Genomic DNA, 14809 nt, shown 5'->3' with positions numbered 1-14809 from the left:
TTTTTTAAACAGTAAAAACGACACAATAAACCAATTGTTTAAGTTTTGTTAAGATTGCAATAGGACTATTTTTTATTGAAATGCACAGGATCAGTAAGGTTAAGTGTGAGAATGGCTCCAGGTATAATACCAGGAATAGTTGTAAATATTAAATATTTGTAAAAATTAGATCTTTTTTCTTATTCAAGAATAAGTAATTTCCTAAAAAATCTTATAGCACAATGAGTTATGGTGTTAAATTAAATGGGGAGAGGTAACGTTGAGGCGGTGTATCAGATGCAAAAAACGCTGCCTGCTGGGTAATCCAAGGCGCGTAATCAACTGGTTCAGGCGATAGATGATGCGGTGGTAGGGTTGTTCCTGTAACAATGCAATCTTTTTTAAGGAGTTACCCTGCAATAGTAAGGTAATCAGCTCCCAGTCGAGCTGATTTATACGCCTGGAATGAATATAGTTAAGAACCGGAGATAATAAGGCATGGCGCATCTCGGGGAGGCGCAAATTGCGTGGCAAGATATAAAATGGACCGGACAGTGAAATAAATGTAGTGAGGTCTTCATCGCGACTGGAAAGCAATATGAAGATTTGGATGTCATTATGCTTCTTAATTAGCTGGCGCAGGCTTTCAAGTATATCGAAATAAGGGATTGTTAAGCTTTCAATGTCAATCACTAACTGGCTAATTACCGGCTCTTGCATGCTGAGCAAAGTCGATTCAACGCTCTGGAAGATCGCCGTGCGAGTACCTGAGAATAAATGTCGACTCAGCGCATAGGCCAGATAGTAGTCTGTCGTAATTATCGCCTGAGATATAGTGCCGTCTGGTAAGGTGTATTCGAGTTTTTGCGCCAGATACTCGATCCGGTCAAATACTTGTGAGGTACAGTGGGGAAATTGCCAGCTACAGTTAGCGTTTCGTATACGGCGATAGCGGTCCCGGCGTTTTGCACTGTGCATCCTTTTCCATTCCATTTCTGTTGCGGCAGGTCTGGATAAATTGCTGACTACAGGCATCCCTGAACCAAACTTTTGTCAGCGCAAAGGTGAGTTGACTTGTGCCGTTGGGTTTCAGTGCTTCAACAATCATCAGACTGGCAATTGCGTACTCCATCAGAATAATCTGCCGGAAGTTTTCTGATGTCTTACTCAATGCCCAAAAGATCGTTTTATCCAGTTCAACCTCTCTCTGAGATTAGATAAAATATTACCGGGTGTGTCTTTCTGTTACCCCGGAAATAGTATGGCCGGATTATTCTCGCAGCCTGAAGCCAGGTACAGTAGGAGCCGATGCTTAATCCATGATGAGATATTTCTCAATAAAAATTAGGCAGAGATACCCCGTCTAATTTTGCAGAAAGTTCAGATGTGCGCGGATGTATCTTAAGAATTGCTGATCGTTTTTCACATGCAGCTTTTTCATAATGCTGCGGCGGGTCGCTTTGGCCTGGATATCACTGACTGAGAGCAGATGAGCCGTTTCGGCTAACGTATACCCGCTGGCGAGAAACATTAAGAACTGGCGTTCTTCGATAGAAAAGTTGCGGGTGGTGCAGTAATGGCAGATAGTCGCGGGCACGCTAGTGCGCAGTGCGCGTTTTTGCAGGATGAGGACCAGTTTTTTGGTTATCTCGTCTACGTCATCTTCCCGATAAATCAGTGGCAACATGTACAGGCAGGGGCGGAACATCAGCTTATCTTTGTCGTTTTTGCTACAGATGACCACCCGGTGTTGGCGCCTGGTGTGGACAGGAACCATGTAACAATCGGCGCTGAGCCAATCTTCATCCAGTGAGATAAACGCGATTTCAGCGCGATCGATATCTTCGACAGGTAAAAAGCTAATCTCCTGATGCCACTGATTTGCCAGATGGGAGATGATGATTTTCAGTCCATGTTCGAAGTGACTGTTTTCTTCCTTGATGGCGATACTTAACATTAAAGAGTTCCTGACCACTGGAGAGGGGATAAAAGAATGTTAAGCAAAATCATAAATATTCTAAATACATGTATCCCTAAATCTGACGTTTTGCGGGCTGAGTTGTTACCAGGTGATTTCCTGGATACCTTTGAACGAGCAGAAAAAATCAACATTCGTACACTTCGCCAGCAACCGAAACAAAAGGCATTGACTCAGCAAGCGCTGACCGTATAATTCACGCGTTTCATCTGCATGAAGTAATCACTTCGCAATGCGCCCTTAGCTCAGTTGGATAGAGCAACGGCCTTCTAAGCCGTAGGTCGTAGGTTCGAATCCTACAGGGCGTACCATTTCAACGTCACTTCTGATGTTCAGCTTCGGCTAATCGCGACAAATTTTCTTTTGCCAACCACATTTCCACTTCTGTAAGACTTAGTTGTACTTCCTCTCTGAGTGAAAAATCAGCTAGCGGCTGCTGTTCAAGCGCTGCGCACATCCTGCTAGCGGAACGCATCCCCATGCTGGCGCAGCTGCTTTTTAGCTGATGTGCCAGACGTTTTATCTTCTCGTACTCACATGCTGCGCGCGCTGCGTCAATCTCATCTAATACAGGAAGGGTGTGTTGCTTAAAGAGCGCTAACCATTCGTGCACCTTTTGCCATCCCATTAGCTGGATATCCCCGGCTAATTGCTGGGTATCTAACCGTTGGTTGTCATTTTCTAATGCAGCCGGGAGAGGGGCGTTACCGTGCAGATAATGGGTAATGAGCCGACTGAGTTCATCCCGGGGAACCGGTTTTTGAATAACGCCGAGAAACAGGGTGCTGGTTCTTTGGCTTAGCGTTTCGTCGATGACGTGTGCGCTAAAGCCTATTAGCTTTAACGTCGGAAACTCGCGGGTTAACTGTTGCGCCAGCGTGATGCCGTCGATATCCGGAAGATCAAAATCAACCAGCGCGGCATTATACTGGGCGTATTGCTGCAGTATGGTGAGCGCCGCAGCCGCACTGTCGGCAGCGGTGACCTGGGCGCCATTGAGGGTGAGCATTTCTGTACTGATGCGCTGCGTGAGGGGGTTATCCTCGATTAGCAGCAAGCGTAAACCCTGTAACGATATGGCACGTGGAACGGATTTAGCTACCGGCATCGCGCCAGCCCGTAATGACAGACGCAGACGAAAGCAGCTTCCGACTCCCGGCGTACTGGTGACGCTCAGTTCTCCCTGCATCGCCTGCGCAAGGCTGGCACTGATAGTGAGTCCAAGCCCGGTCCCCCCACGTTTACCGCTAACCTGAACAAACGGCTGAAAAATATCGCGCTGATGGACAGGGTCAATCCCGCATCCCGTGTCCTCAACCTCAATATACCAGTCCTGATCTTTACATCGGCTACGCAGGGTGATGTGTCCGCGATCGGTAAAGCGCAGCGCGTTGTTTAATAGGTTAGTTATGATTTGCCGAATGCGGCGCGGATCGCCGCGTAGGGAGTCGGGGACATCGTCGGCAAAATCCGTAACTAGCACGACCGGGCGACCCACAACGCGACCGTGCATGAGCTGAAGCGTACTTTCCAGCAAGGGTCTGGGCTCAAAAGGTTCATCGCCGATCGCCACATTTTTTCCGCCCGCTTCGATGGCGGAATAGTCCAGGATATCGTTGAGGATGGTCAGCAGAGACTCGCCAGAGTCGGTGATTGCGCGCAGATTCTCCTGATGCTGCGCCAGAGCGGGATTGTCTGAGAGCAACTGCGCAGTGCCGAGGATCCCATACAGCGGGGTGCGTATTTCATGGCTCATGGCGGCCAGAAACGCCGATTTTGCCTGGTTGGCTTTTTCGGCTTCTGCCCGCGCCTGACGGTGTTCAGACACCATAGAACGCAGCTCGGCGGTGCGAGCTTTTACCTGAGCGGCCAGATGTTCGCGATGGCTATTAAGGGCGTGAACGCTGCCGCGAAAGGCGTCCATTAACCGCCCGATGGTATCCAGTTCGCGAACGCCCGCGGTTTCCGGAAATGGGGAGTCAATATCACCTTCAAGCAGACGCTGTAATGCCTGGGTTTGCTGCGCCAACGGACGCGTCACTGAGCGGTAAACTACGCGCCAAAGAATGAGAATTAACAAGCACAATGACACCGCACCTAACAGCAGCAGCTGTAGATTCAATTGGTCAACGCAACAGTTATGTGAAAACATGGGGTTGCGGAGGTTTTTTGAATGAGACGAACATTTACAGCAGAGGAAAAAGCCTCTGTTTTTGAACTATGGAAGAACGGAACAGGCTTCAGTGAAATAGCGAATATCCTGGGTTCAAAACCCGGAACGATCTTCACTATGTTAAGGGATACTGGCGGCATAAAACCCCATGAGCGTAAGCGGGCTGTAGCTCACCTGACACTGTCTGAGCGCGAGGAGATACGAGCTGGTTTGTCAGCCAAAATGAGCATTCGTGCGATAGCTACTGCGCTGAATCGCAGTCCTTCGACGATCTCACGTGAAGTTCAGCGTAATCGGGGCAGACGCTATTACAAAGCTGTTGATGCTAATAACCGAGCCAACAGAATGGCGAAAAGGCCAAAACCGTGCTTACTGGATCAAAATTTACCATTGCGAAAGCTTGTTCTGGAAAAGCTGGAGATGAAATGGTCTCCAGAGCAAATATCAGGATGGTTAAGGCGAACAAAACCACGTCAAAAAACGCTGCGAATATCACCTGAGACAATTTATAAAACGCTGTACTTTCGTAGCCGTGAAGCGCTACACCACCTGAATATACAGCATCTGCGACGGTCGCATAGCCTTCGCCATGGCAGGCGTCATACCCGCAAAGGCGAAAGAGGTACGATTAACATAGTGAACGGAACACCAATTCACGAACGTTCCCGAAATATCGATAACAGACGCTCTCTGGGGCATTGGGAGGGCGATTTAGTCTCAGGTACAAAAAACTCTCATATAGCCACACTTGTAGACCGAAAATCACGTTATACGATCATCCTTAGACTCAGGGGCAAAGATTCTGTCTCAGTAAATCAGGCTCTTACCGACAAATTCCTGAGTTTACCGTCAGAACTCAGAAAATCACTGACATGGGACAGAGGAATGGAACTGGCCAGACATCTAGAATTTACTGTCAGCACCGGCGTTAAAGTTTACTTCTGCGATCCTCAGAGTCCTTGGCAGCGGGGAACAAATGAGAACACAAATGGGCTAATTCGGCAGTACTTTCCTAAAAAGACATGTCTTGCCCAATATACTCAACATGAACTAGATCTGGTTGCTGCTCAGCTAAACAACAGACCGAGAAAGACACTGAAGTTCAAAACACCGAAAGAGATAATTGAAAGGGGTGTTGCATTGACAGATTGAATCTACAGCAGCGTTTGCCCGCGCTGGCTGGCCTGTTTGAGATGCGCCAGCCCGGTCTGATTGCGTTGGCCAATGATTTCTACCAACTGACTCACTTCGCTACTGAAACGGGTAAATTGCTCGATATTGTTCTGCGATAAGATCTGTAAGCGGGTGGTGATGTCATTATCCTGACGATACAGGGCCAGCAGATCGACATAACGGCTTATCGAATTTACAGCGCCGGCAACCTGAGTGCGTACCACCGGATCTTCAATGCGTATTTGTCGGCGGTGAAGCACTCTGACGGCGGCATTAAGCTGGGTTTCCAGCGCTGCAAGGTTATTCTGCGCCTGGTTATTCCCCAGATTCATCACCATTTGCTGCACGCGTAGCGCGCTCAGGCGCAGTTCATTCATCTGGTTATAATATTCCAGATCGATATCGATAAGCCTGTCGAGAGCGTGTTCTGCCGCCTGCCCCTGATGGCTCTCAATCAAATCATAAATGCTTGCCTGCGTAGCGCCCGCCGAGGTGGCGGCATTACTGGCCTGACCGCGCGCCATTTCGGCAACGTCGGCGGTAGCCTCAACAATATGTTGGCTGAGCTGTTGCTGCCGATCGCGCAGTTTCAGACGTTCGCCAACCAACTCCCCCTGATGGCTTAACGACTGGGCGATCTCTTTTTCCTGTTGTTCAATGGCCGACGTGTCAAAGCCCTGCTCGCGCAGGGTTTTCAGTAAAGCGGTTATTTTCAGGCTTTGGGCGGTTAACATACGCCCCTGAGCCAGCCACATATTTTCATTATCTGCGGTGGTCAGATTCTGCGCGGAAAACAGTTCCCAGGCGCTGGCTTCGCTGAGCTGGCGCGCCATGTCCATGGTCGGGATCAGCGCCTGGGTATTGGCCTGCTCAACCTGGCTGACAAAACGCAGGTTATACCAGCCTACCAGCGTACTAATGAGGGTCAGTGCCGCCATCAGCCCGAAGCCTATCCACAGTCGTTTGGTCAGAGATAAATTCACTGTCGGGTCGCCACAGATTAAAAAGGTTGAGTCCAAAAGAGGAAAGCAACTAGGATAAAGCCTTATCAATGTTGAGGCTATCATGCGCGTATTGGTTTTCCTGCTTATCACACTTTTTCCCGGCTTAGGTCACGCGACCGGGTCCGCACTGCTGCGCTGGCCGGATACCCAGCAGGCAGTGCCGGAGCCGCTAACGGACGTTACTGCGAACAAAGTCTGGAAACTGTGTGCGCTGTATCCCAGCCTGAAGGATTCCTACTGGCTTTCCGTGAATTACGGCATGCTGGAGGCGGCGAAAAAATACGGCGTAAGCCTGAAGGTGCTCGAGGCGGGAGGGTATCGCCAGTTCGACACGCAAAAATCACAAATTGCTCAATGCCAGCAATGGGGCGCGGATGCCATTTTGTTGGGCAGCAGCACGACGACTTTTCCGGATTTGCAGGCGCAGGTTGGCACGCTGCCGGTTATCGAGGTGGTGAATGCTATCCATGACGCAACGGTAAAAGCCCGGGTTGGGGTTCCGTGGTTCCAGATGGGTTATCAGCCAGGCCGCTATTTGGTTAAGTGGAGCGCGGGCAAACCGCTAAAGGTCTTATTATTGCCAGGACCTGATGACGCCGGGGGCAGTCGTGAGATGGTGGCCGGATTCCGTCAGGCGATTGCCGGCAGTCAGGTGCGCATCGTGGATGTGGCGTTGGGCGATAATGATATTGAAATACAGCGTAACCTGTTGCAGGAGATGCTTGAGCGTCACCCGGATGCCGACGTGGTGGCCGGTACGGCAATTGCTGCGGAAGCGGCAATGGGGGAGAAGCGCAATCAGGGCGCGCCGTTAACTGTCGTCTCTTTTTATCTGTCGCATCAGGTGTATCGCGGGCTTAAACGCGAAAGAATCATTATGGCTGCCAGCGATCAAATGGTCTGGCAAGGTGAACTGGCGATTCAGCAGGCTATCAGAGTATTACAAGGACAACCGGTGCCGGAAAATATCAGTCCGCCGATCCTGGTGCTCACCCCGAAAAATGCCGACAGCCAGCATGTAAAGTGCTCGTTGTCACCCGGCGGATTCCGTCCTGTTTATCTGTATCAGTACACGTCAGCCGCTAAAAAATAGCCTTCCCCGTGCTGTGTCACCAGTAAATCAGCCCGCAGCTTGTGGCGTAAACGGCGGATCAGTACGTCCACAGTGCGTAAGTCCGGATTGTCTACCCGTCGCGCCGAAAGCATGCGCAGTAAACGTTCGCGACTGAGAATTTCCCCCGGATTGGTGACAAACGCGACCAGCATTTCATACTCGGCGCGGGTGAGTTTGATTGCCTCGTCGCCCAGTTCCAGAGTATGACGGGAGACGTTCAGACAATACCCGGCAAACTGATAGCAGTTGTCTTTGGCCTCCGGTCGCGCCTCGCGGGCAAGGTCGATACGCCAGAGTAAATTTTTCACTCTCACCACCAGTTCACGTAGCTCCAGCGGCTTGGTGACATAATCATCAGCCCCCATTTCCAGGCCAACGATACGGTCAATTTGGTCACTACGACCCGTTACCAGGATGATCCCCACCGTTGAGCGTTCACGCAGGGCGCGGGTCAGCATTAAGCCATTTTCATCCGGGAGATTGATATCTAACAGAATAAGATCGACAGAGTGTTGTGACATGATTTCACGCAGGCCGGCTCCGCTGGCTGTGACCGAGACGTGATAACCTTCCTGTTCAAAATAAGCCTGTAATCGTGCCTGGGTAACGGGTTCATCCTCAACAATGACAATGTGATGCGACATCCTGTTTGTTGTCTCTTTCTGTTCATATCTGTTCACATTGTGCCGTAAGCCATTCATCCTGACCAGTGTTGCCGTTCACATTTGCGAAATAAGATCCTCTGTAACTAAACCATATATTTACAGGGGCTATTATGCGGAAACTATGGAGGGCGCTGCTCAGACCGAGCGCACGTTGGTCAGTGTTGGCGCTGGTCGTCATCGGGATGGTGGTCGGTATCGCGCTGATCGTCTTACCGCACGTTGGCATTAAATTAACCAGTTCAACCGAATTTTGCGTGAGCTGCCACAGCATGCAGCCGGTTTATGAAGAATATAAACAGTCTGCGCATTTTCAGAATGCCTCCGGGGTGCGCGCAGAGTGTCATGATTGCCACATTCCATCCGATATCCCTGGCATGGTGAAACGTAAGCTGGAGGCCAGCAACGATATTTACCAGACCTTTGTTGCCCACTCTATTGATACTCCTGAGAAATTCGAAGCCAAACGTGCCGAGCTGGCGGAGCGCGAATGGGCGCGAATGAAGGAGAACAACTCCGCGACCTGTCGTTCCTGTCATAACTATGATGCGATGGATCACGCGAAACAGCACCCTGAAGCTGCGCGTCAGATGAAGATTGCGGCCAAGGACAATCAATCCTGTATTGACTGCCATAAAGGTATTGCGCATCAGCTTCCCGATATGAGCAGCGGTTTCCGCAAGCAGTTTGACCAGTTACGCGCCAACGCAAACGACGATGGCGATACGCTCTATTCCCTGGACATCAAACCTATTTATGCCGCCAAAGGGGATAAAGAACCTGCGGGCTCACTGCTGCCTGCTTCTGAAGTAAAAGTGTTAAAGCGTGACGGCGACTGGCTGCAAATTGAGATTGTGGGCTGGACCGAGAGTAACGGGCGTCAGCGCGTGCTGGCGCAATTGCCAGGTAAACGCATTTTTGTGGCCTCCATTCGTGGCGACATTCAGCAGCACGTGAAAACTCTGGAGCAAACGACCGTCGCGGAAACGAACACGCAGTGGAGCAAGCTGCAGGCCACCGCCTGGATGCAGAAGGGCGATATGGTTAACGACATTAAGCCAATCTGGGCTTATGCCGACTCGCTCTATAACGGAACCTGTAACCAGTGCCACGGCGCACCGGAGAAAGAACACTTTGACGCCAACGGCTGGATTGGCACGTTGAACGGCATGATTGGATTTACCAGTCTGGATAAACGTGAAGAACGTACCTTACTGAAATATCTGCAGATGAATGCCTCTGACACCACGGACAAGCCGCATGGCGATAAGGGAGAAAGCAATGAAAAATAACGATCTCTTTCAGGCATCTCGCCGTCGTTTTCTACTGCAGTTGGGCGGCTTGACCGTCGCCGGTATGTTAGGACCTTCGCTGCTCACACCGCGCAGCGCCAACGCCGCAGAGGCGCAGGGAACTGGCGTCAAAGAGGGGATCCTGACCGGATCCCACTGGGGGGCAATCCGCGCCACCGTGGTTGATGGGCGTTTTATTGAAGCCAAACCGTTTGAGCGTGATAAGTACCCGTCAAAAATGATCGCTGGACTGCCGGACCACGTGCATGGCGGGGCGCGTATTCGCTATCCAATGGTCCGCGTCGACTGGTTGCGTAAACGCCATCAGAGCGATACCACGCAGCGTGGAGATAACCGCTTTGTGCGCGTTTCGTGGGATGAAGCGCTGGACTTCTTCTATCAGGAGCTGGAGCGAATTCAGAAGACCTATGGCCCGAGCGCGCTGCTGACGGCCAGCGGTTGGCAATCAACCGGCATGTTCCATAACGCCTCGGGGATGCTGGCGCGCGCCATTGCGCTGCACGGCAACAGCGTAAGTACCGGGGGCGACTATTCCACTGGTGCAGCCCAGGTGATTCTGCCGCGCGTGGTCGGGTCAATGGAGGTATATGAACAGCAGACCTCCTGGCCGCTGGTGCTGAAAAACAGCAAAACGATTGTGCTGTGGGGTTCCGACCTGATTAAAAACCAGCAGGCGAACTGGTGGTGCCCGGATCATGATGTTTATGAATACTACGAACAACTGAAAGAAAAAGTGGCGCGCGGCGAGATCTCGGTTATCAGCGTTGATCCGGTCATCACCTCGACGCACGACTACCTGGGCCGCGACAAGGTTAAACACGTCGCCGTGAATCCGCAGGCCGATGTGCCGCTACAGCTGGCGCTGGCGCACACACTTTATACCGAGAAGCTCTACGATAAGCATTTTCTCGATAACTACTGCGTAGGGTTTGAGCAGTTTCTGCCTTATCTGCTGGGGGAAAGTGATGGACAGCCTAAAGATGCCCAGTGGGCGGAAAAAATATGCGGGATTGATGCCGATACGATTCGTGAACTGGCGCGGCAAATGGCGGGCGGAAGAACGCAGATTATTGCCGGCTGGTGCGTCCAGCGTATGCAGCACGGGGAACAGTGGGCGTGGATGATCGTGGTGCTGGCCTCAATGCTTGGACAAATCGGCTTACCCGGCGGTGGCTTCGGCTTTGGCTGGCACTACAACGGCGCGGGCACACCAAGCCGCAAAGGGATTATCCTGAGCGGTTTTTCTGGCTCCACCACCGTACCTCCTGTGCATGACAGCACTGATTATAAGGGGTACAGCAGCACCATCCCGATCGCGCGTTTTATCGATGCGATTCTTGAGCCGGGTAAACAAATTAACTGGAACGGCAAAACCGTCAAGTTGCCGCCGTTGAAGATGTGCGTTTTTGCCGGGACCAACCCTTTCCATCGTCACCAGCAGATCAATCGTATTATTGAGGGCTGGCGTAAGCTGGAAACCGTTATCGCCATCGATAATCAGTGGACCTCGACCTGTCGATTCGCTGACATCGTATTGCCCGCGACGACCCAGTTTGAGCGTAACGATCTTGACCAGTATGGCAACCACTCCAACCGCGGCATTATCGCCATGAAACAGTTGGTGCAGCCGCAATTTGAAGCACGTAATGATTTCGATATTTTCCGCGATCTCTGCCGCCGCTTTAATCGTGAAGAAGCCTTTACCGAAGGGCTGGATGAGATGGGTTGGCTGAAACGGATCTGGCAGGAAGGAAGCCAGCAGGGGAAAGGGCGCGGCGTTCATCTCCCCGCTTTTGACGTTTTCTGGAATCAGCAAGAGTACGTTGAGTTCGAACATCCGCAGATGTTTGTACGTCATCAGGCATTCCGCGAAGACCCCGATCTTGAGCCGCTGGGCACGCCGAGCGGATTGATCGAAATTTTCTCGAAAACCATTGCCGGTATGCAGTATGACGACTGCCAGGGGCATCCGATGTGGTTTGAGAAAATCGAACGCTCACATGGTGGACCCGGGTCGCAGCGTTGGCCACTGCATCTGCAATCTGTTCACCCTGATTTCCGTCTGCACTCGCAGCTTTGTGAATCTGAAGCGCTGCGTAAGCACTATGCGGTAAGTGGTAAAGAGCCGGTGTTTATCAACCCGCAGGATGCCAGCGTCAGGGGGATTCGCAACGGTGATATTGTCCGTGTCTTTAACGCACGTGGACAAGTACTGGCCGGGGCGGTTGTCTCCGATCTCTACTCGCCAGGCGTGGCGCGTATTCATGAAGGTGCCTGGTACGACCCTGATAACGGCGGAGAAACTGGGGCGCTGTGTAAATACGGCAATCCAAACGTATTAACAATCGATATCGGCACGTCTCAACTGGCGCAGGCGACCAGCGCTCATACTACGCTGGTGGAAATTGAGAAATATACCGGCAAGGTGGATAACGTGACGGCGTTTAGCGGCCCGATAAAAATGGTGGCGCAGTGCGAATATGTTCCGGCGGAGAAGGTATCGTCATGATAAAACACTCTTCCCTTACAACAGAACAGATGGCCTGCGTTTACGCCTGGCTGGCGCAGTTGTTTTCCCGGGAACGTGACGATGACAGCCTGGCACTTTTGCAGTCCAGCGAAATGGCTGAGTGGTTCGCGGTGCTAAAAGGTGAACCGTCGCTTGAAGCGGAAGTCCTTCAGTTGGAGGAGAAAATTGCTGCGCTTCAGGTGCGTGAGGACGCAACCCTCGAACTGGCGGCTGATTTTTGTAGCCTGTTTCTGATGACGGAAAAACACGCGGCGTTACCCTATGCGTCGGCCCATCTTGAAGGAGGGCCGAATTACGGGGTCATTAAACGATTGTTAGCCGATGCTGGCATGCAGGTAAGCGAAACGTTTAGCGAGTCAGCCGATCATCTGGCAATTTTTATCGAACTGCTGAGTCATCTGCATTTTTCTCTGGGAGAGTCTGGGTTTAGCCGCCAGCGTATTGATGCGCTGCGCAGAGAAACGCTGGCGGGGCTGTTACGCTGGTTACCGGAATTCACCGCCAAATGCCGCCGCTATGATGACTTTGGTTTCTATGGCGCGCTGAGTCAGCTGTTGCTGGCACTGGTCAGGCTGGATATTCAGAACTGAGTGATGGCCTAAGCCACAGAACACCGGGAATACATTCGCTCTAATGCTTGTCATTTTAACGAAAATGAATGGCCGTAATGAGTAACTGAGAGTGGGACATCCGGAGGCAATGAATCTGTTGCCTCCGGTATATTGCTACATTTACCACTGAGGTGAACGGAACCCTGAGCAAGCATCACATGTTCTCAAGAATGCTTAACTTATAAACGTTAGTGCAAATTCGCCCCCATTTTGACCCTATCACCGCACAACCAGCACGGGACATTTTGCATGGCGTACTACGGCAGCCGCCGTTGAACCCAGCAGATAAGTGCTAAAACCAGGCTTATGTGAGGCAATAACAATAAGCTCAGCGTCAACCGCCTCCGCCAGTTTGAGGATCTGATCCTTCGGCGGGCCGTAAACGACGTGAGTCTGACTCCTGCCTGCAGGAATATTGAACTGCTTAATAATCTCTTCGAGTTTTTCGCTGGCCTTGGCCTGCAGACCGCTTCTGTCCGGGAATTCTGTTGAGTAAGCCAGCCCCAGCGAGGCATAGAACGGAACGGTAGGAATAACGGCTAAAAAGTGGACCTTAGCGGTTTTGGCATGCGCCAGGACCTGTGGAACAACATGGCGGGTTAAATCGGTTTCAGAGATATCAATGGGCACCAGAATTGAGCGATACATATTCACTACCTCCTGTTTGTTTACCTCTACCCAGAGTGTAGCGAAAATCGAATCTGTATAATAAGTGACCAGATCAAGGTTGCATGCATAAATGCGCGTCAATGATAGGTGCGTGTCACAAGTCTTGTCGTGAATGTATATCTGAGCACAACCACAAGAGGGGTATCTTCATTAATACGTGTTATCTCGTAATAGAAAAGGGTTCGTTTTTATGTTTTTTCATTATATATTTTATTATATGGCGACTATTGCCAAGGGCATAATTTTAATGCCATTCAGCAATCATCAAACTTTTATTCTGACGTTTCCATAATTAATGGTTAATTAAACCTTGGATTTGGTTTAATTATCTGAATTTAAAAAGGTATTTTATATTTAATTTCGTTCGTATTAATTATGCGAGCGCCTTCAAACTTACCCACATGCTGATTCTCATTTCCCTCTGCGTTTGATGAATATCAATAAGTAGCCGCGTTAGGGTAATTATTGTCTACCTATTAAAGGGTATTCGTCTTGTGGGAATAAAAGATGAGAAAAATAAATAAAACCATCCTCGGGACGATGCTGCTGTGCATTGTTCTTGGTGCTGTTATCGTTTTGGCAGGGCAATGGACGTTGCACAAAACCTCAAGCACGGAATTCTGTTTGTCGTGTCATACGATGCAGGCACCGTATGAGGAATATACCGGTTCGGTTCACTTTCAGAATCAGAAAGGTATTCGTGCAGAGTGTGCTGATTGTCATATCCCCCAGGGCGGCCTGGATTATCTGGTGGCTAAACTGCGGGCCTCAAAAGATGTTTATCATCAGTTCATAACCAAAAAAATCGATACCCCAGAAAAATTTGAAGAACACCGTCTGGAGATGGCGCAAACCGTTTGGGCACAGCTAAAAGCGAGCGATTCTGCGACCTGCCGTAGCTGTCACAGCATGGACGCGATGGATCTTGCCGCACAAAGCGCAGAGGCCCAGAAAATGCACAAAATGGGCATCGAGGAAAAGCAAACCTGTATTGATTGCCACAAAGGCGTCGCCCATTTCCCACCTGAAATAAAAATGGATGACAGCGCGCTCAAAGGGCTTGAAGCGCAGTCCGCCTCCACCCCTGCTTCGGCAACAGAGCTTTATGCCGTAAGCAACACTGCGCTGGGCGATTTGGGAACCGTTTACCCGGCAACAAAAATGCAGGTTCTGAAAACAACGGACAATACGCGACAGGTCGAGATTCGCGGTAGCCAGATGCAGGGAAATGAACAGGTCATTTACTACGCGGCAGGACAGCGTTTGATTCTTGCCAGCCTGAGTGAAAAAGGTCAGCAATCGCTGAAGATCCTCTCCGACTGGAAAAAAGATGATTACGGCAATGTGTGGCGAGATGTCGTGCTGCAGGGTGAATGGAGCGGTTCCGCTCTCGCCAGCCGTGAACCGATGTGGGATTACGCACGCAAACTCGACAATGTGTACTGCGCGGGCTGCCATGCGCCAATTCCGGCGAATCATTTCACGCTCAACGCCTGGCCTTCAGTAGCAAAAGGGATGGGCGCTCGCACAAATATCAGTGAAAACGAACTGGATATCCTGAGCCGTTACTTCCAGTACAACGCTAAAGACATGAACAAATAAG

The 14809-nt window shown here is 50.7% G+C and carries 11 protein-coding genes, 1 tRNA gene and 2 pseudogenes; 8 read left to right on the top strand and 6 right to left on the bottom strand.

The genetic code is table 11. The annotated features are described in order from the left end of the window. Window positions 1-234 precede the first annotated feature (234 nt). On the bottom strand, window positions 235-957 hold the full coding sequence (fimY, locus tag HV311_RS18150; RefSeq protein ID WP_191220271.1) for a fimbria biosynthesis regulator FimY: 723 nt from the start codon (window positions 955-957) through the stop codon (window positions 235-237). A 385-nt stretch (window positions 958-1342) separates the two neighbouring features. Continuing rightward, on the bottom strand, window positions 1343-1936 hold the full coding sequence (gene fimW / locus HV311_RS18145) for a fimbria biosynthesis transcriptional regulator FimW (protein WP_016155913.1): 594 nt from the start codon (window positions 1934-1936) through the stop codon (window positions 1343-1345). Between the two features lie 36 nt (window positions 1937-1972). Here fimW and HV311_RS18140 point away from each other — a divergent pair, with 36 nt between their 5' ends. Together HV311_RS18140 and HV311_RS18135 are read left to right on the top strand one after the other, a co-directional pair. Beyond that, complete coding sequence (locus HV311_RS18140; RefSeq protein WP_016152134.1) at window positions 1973-2152, top strand: hypothetical protein; 180 nt, start codon at window positions 1973-1975, stop codon at window positions 2150-2152. Between the two features lie 39 nt (window positions 2153-2191). Beyond that, window positions 2192-2268: transfer RNA gene (locus tag HV311_RS18135), tRNA-Arg, on the top strand. A gap of 8 nt (window positions 2269-2276) precedes the next feature. On the opposite strand, the pseudogene torS reads toward HV311_RS18135, so the two are convergent. Then, a pseudogene (torS, locus tag HV311_RS18130) lies at window positions 2277-4067 on the bottom strand (TMAO reductase system sensor histidine kinase/response regulator TorS); the annotation flags it as partial. Window positions 4068-4130: 63 nt separating this feature from the next. Here torS and HV311_RS18125 point away from each other — a divergent pair. After that, window positions 4131-5282, top strand: coding sequence for an IS30-like element IS30 family transposase (locus HV311_RS18125; protein WP_001254932.1), 1152 nt, complete (start codon window positions 4131-4133; stop codon window positions 5280-5282). A gap of 14 nt (window positions 5283-5296) precedes the next feature. On the opposite strand, the pseudogene HV311_RS18120 reads toward HV311_RS18125, so the two are convergent. Further along, a pseudogene (locus HV311_RS18120) lies at window positions 5297-6286 on the bottom strand (TMAO reductase system sensor histidine kinase/response regulator TorS); the annotation flags it as partial. Window positions 6287-6368: 82 nt separating this feature from the next. Between HV311_RS18120 and torT the strand changes: the two are divergent. Further along, on the top strand, window positions 6369-7400 hold the full coding sequence (torT, locus tag HV311_RS18115) for a TMAO reductase system periplasmic protein TorT (RefSeq protein ID WP_047358039.1): 1032 nt from the start codon (window positions 6369-6371) through the stop codon (window positions 7398-7400). On the opposite strand, the gene torR is transcribed toward torT, so the two are convergent. After that, on the bottom strand, window positions 7373-8065 hold the full coding sequence (gene torR / locus HV311_RS18110) for a two-component system response regulator TorR (RefSeq protein WP_016152137.1): 693 nt from the start codon (window positions 8063-8065) through the stop codon (window positions 7373-7375). The genes torT and torR overlap by 28 nt on opposite strands. A 131-nt stretch (window positions 8066-8196) precedes the next feature. On the opposite strand from torR, the gene torC reads away from it, so the two are divergent. The 3 genes from torC to torD are packed head-to-tail and all read left to right on the top strand — an operon-like array spanning window position 8197 to window position 12516. Further along, complete coding sequence (gene torC, locus HV311_RS18105) at window positions 8197-9375, top strand: pentaheme c-type cytochrome TorC (protein ID WP_016152138.1); 1179 nt, start codon at window positions 8197-8199, stop codon at window positions 9373-9375. Then, window positions 9365-11905: a trimethylamine-N-oxide reductase TorA gene (gene torA, locus HV311_RS18100; protein ID WP_065554222.1), complete on the top strand. Its 2541-nt coding sequence runs from the start codon at window positions 9365-9367 to the stop codon at window positions 11903-11905. The genes torC and torA overlap by 11 nt, the downstream gene beginning before the upstream one ends. Beyond that, window positions 11902-12516 carry a molecular chaperone TorD gene (gene torD / locus HV311_RS18095; RefSeq protein WP_191220270.1) on the top strand — a complete coding sequence of 205 codons (615 nt, stop codon included), beginning with the start codon at window positions 11902-11904 and terminating at the stop codon, window positions 12514-12516. Before torA ends, torD begins: the two co-directional genes overlap by 4 nt. A 240-nt stretch (window positions 12517-12756) precedes the next feature. On the opposite strand, the gene uspF is transcribed toward torD, so the two are convergent. Continuing rightward, entirely contained in the window at window positions 12757-13185 is a 429-nt protein-coding gene (gene uspF / locus HV311_RS18090) for a universal stress protein UspF (protein WP_016152141.1), read from the bottom strand. Between the two features lie 528 nt (window positions 13186-13713). On the opposite strand from uspF, the gene HV311_RS18085 reads away from it, so the two are divergent. Then, the gene (locus HV311_RS18085) at window positions 13714-14808 is read left to right on the top strand and encodes a NapC/NirT family cytochrome c (RefSeq protein ID WP_016155916.1); all 1095 of its coding nucleotides are present in this window, start codon (window positions 13714-13716) and stop codon (window positions 14806-14808) included. Window position 14809: the final 1 nt, after the last annotated feature.

Source organism: Citrobacter sp. RHBSTW-00881 (assembly GCF_013728515.1).
GTDB classification, from domain to species: domain Bacteria; phylum Pseudomonadota; class Gammaproteobacteria; order Enterobacterales; family Enterobacteriaceae; genus Citrobacter; species Citrobacter braakii.
Note: the sequence above shows the minus strand (reverse complement) of the source record. Positions and strands in the feature narration are given on the sequence as shown.

Bases quoted from the DNA above. Each gene is read 5' to 3' on its own strand.
- torA (WP_065554222.1), top strand. From the start codon at position 9,365: ATGAAAAATAACGATCTCTTTCAGGCATCTCGCCGTCGTTTTCTACTG.
- HV311_RS18140 (WP_016152134.1), top strand. From the start codon at position 1,973: ATGTTAAGCAAAATCATAAATATTCTAAATACATGTATCCCTAAATCT.
- torR (WP_016152137.1), bottom strand. From the start codon at position 8,065: ATGTCGCATCACATTGTCATTGTTGAGGATGAACCCGTTACCCAGGCA.
- fimW (WP_016155913.1), bottom strand. From the start codon at position 1,936: ATGTTAAGTATCGCCATCAAGGAAGAAAACAGTCACTTCGAACATGGA.
- HV311_RS18085 (WP_016155916.1), top strand. From the start codon at position 13,714: ATGAGAAAAATAAATAAAACCATCCTCGGGACGATGCTGCTGTGCATT.
- fimY (WP_191220271.1), bottom strand. From the start codon at position 957: ATGCACAGTGCAAAACGCCGGGACCGCTATCGCCGTATACGAAACGCT.
- torC (WP_016152138.1), top strand. From the start codon at position 8,197: ATGCGGAAACTATGGAGGGCGCTGCTCAGACCGAGCGCACGTTGGTCA.
- torD (WP_191220270.1), top strand. From the start codon at position 11,902: ATGATAAAACACTCTTCCCTTACAACAGAACAGATGGCCTGCGTTTAC.
- torT (WP_047358039.1), top strand. From the start codon at position 6,369: ATGCGCGTATTGGTTTTCCTGCTTATCACACTTTTTCCCGGCTTAGGT.
- uspF (WP_016152141.1), bottom strand. From the start codon at position 13,185: ATGTATCGCTCAATTCTGGTGCCCATTGATATCTCTGAAACCGATTTA.
- HV311_RS18125 (WP_001254932.1), top strand. From the start codon at position 4,131: ATGAGACGAACATTTACAGCAGAGGAAAAAGCCTCTGTTTTTGAACTA.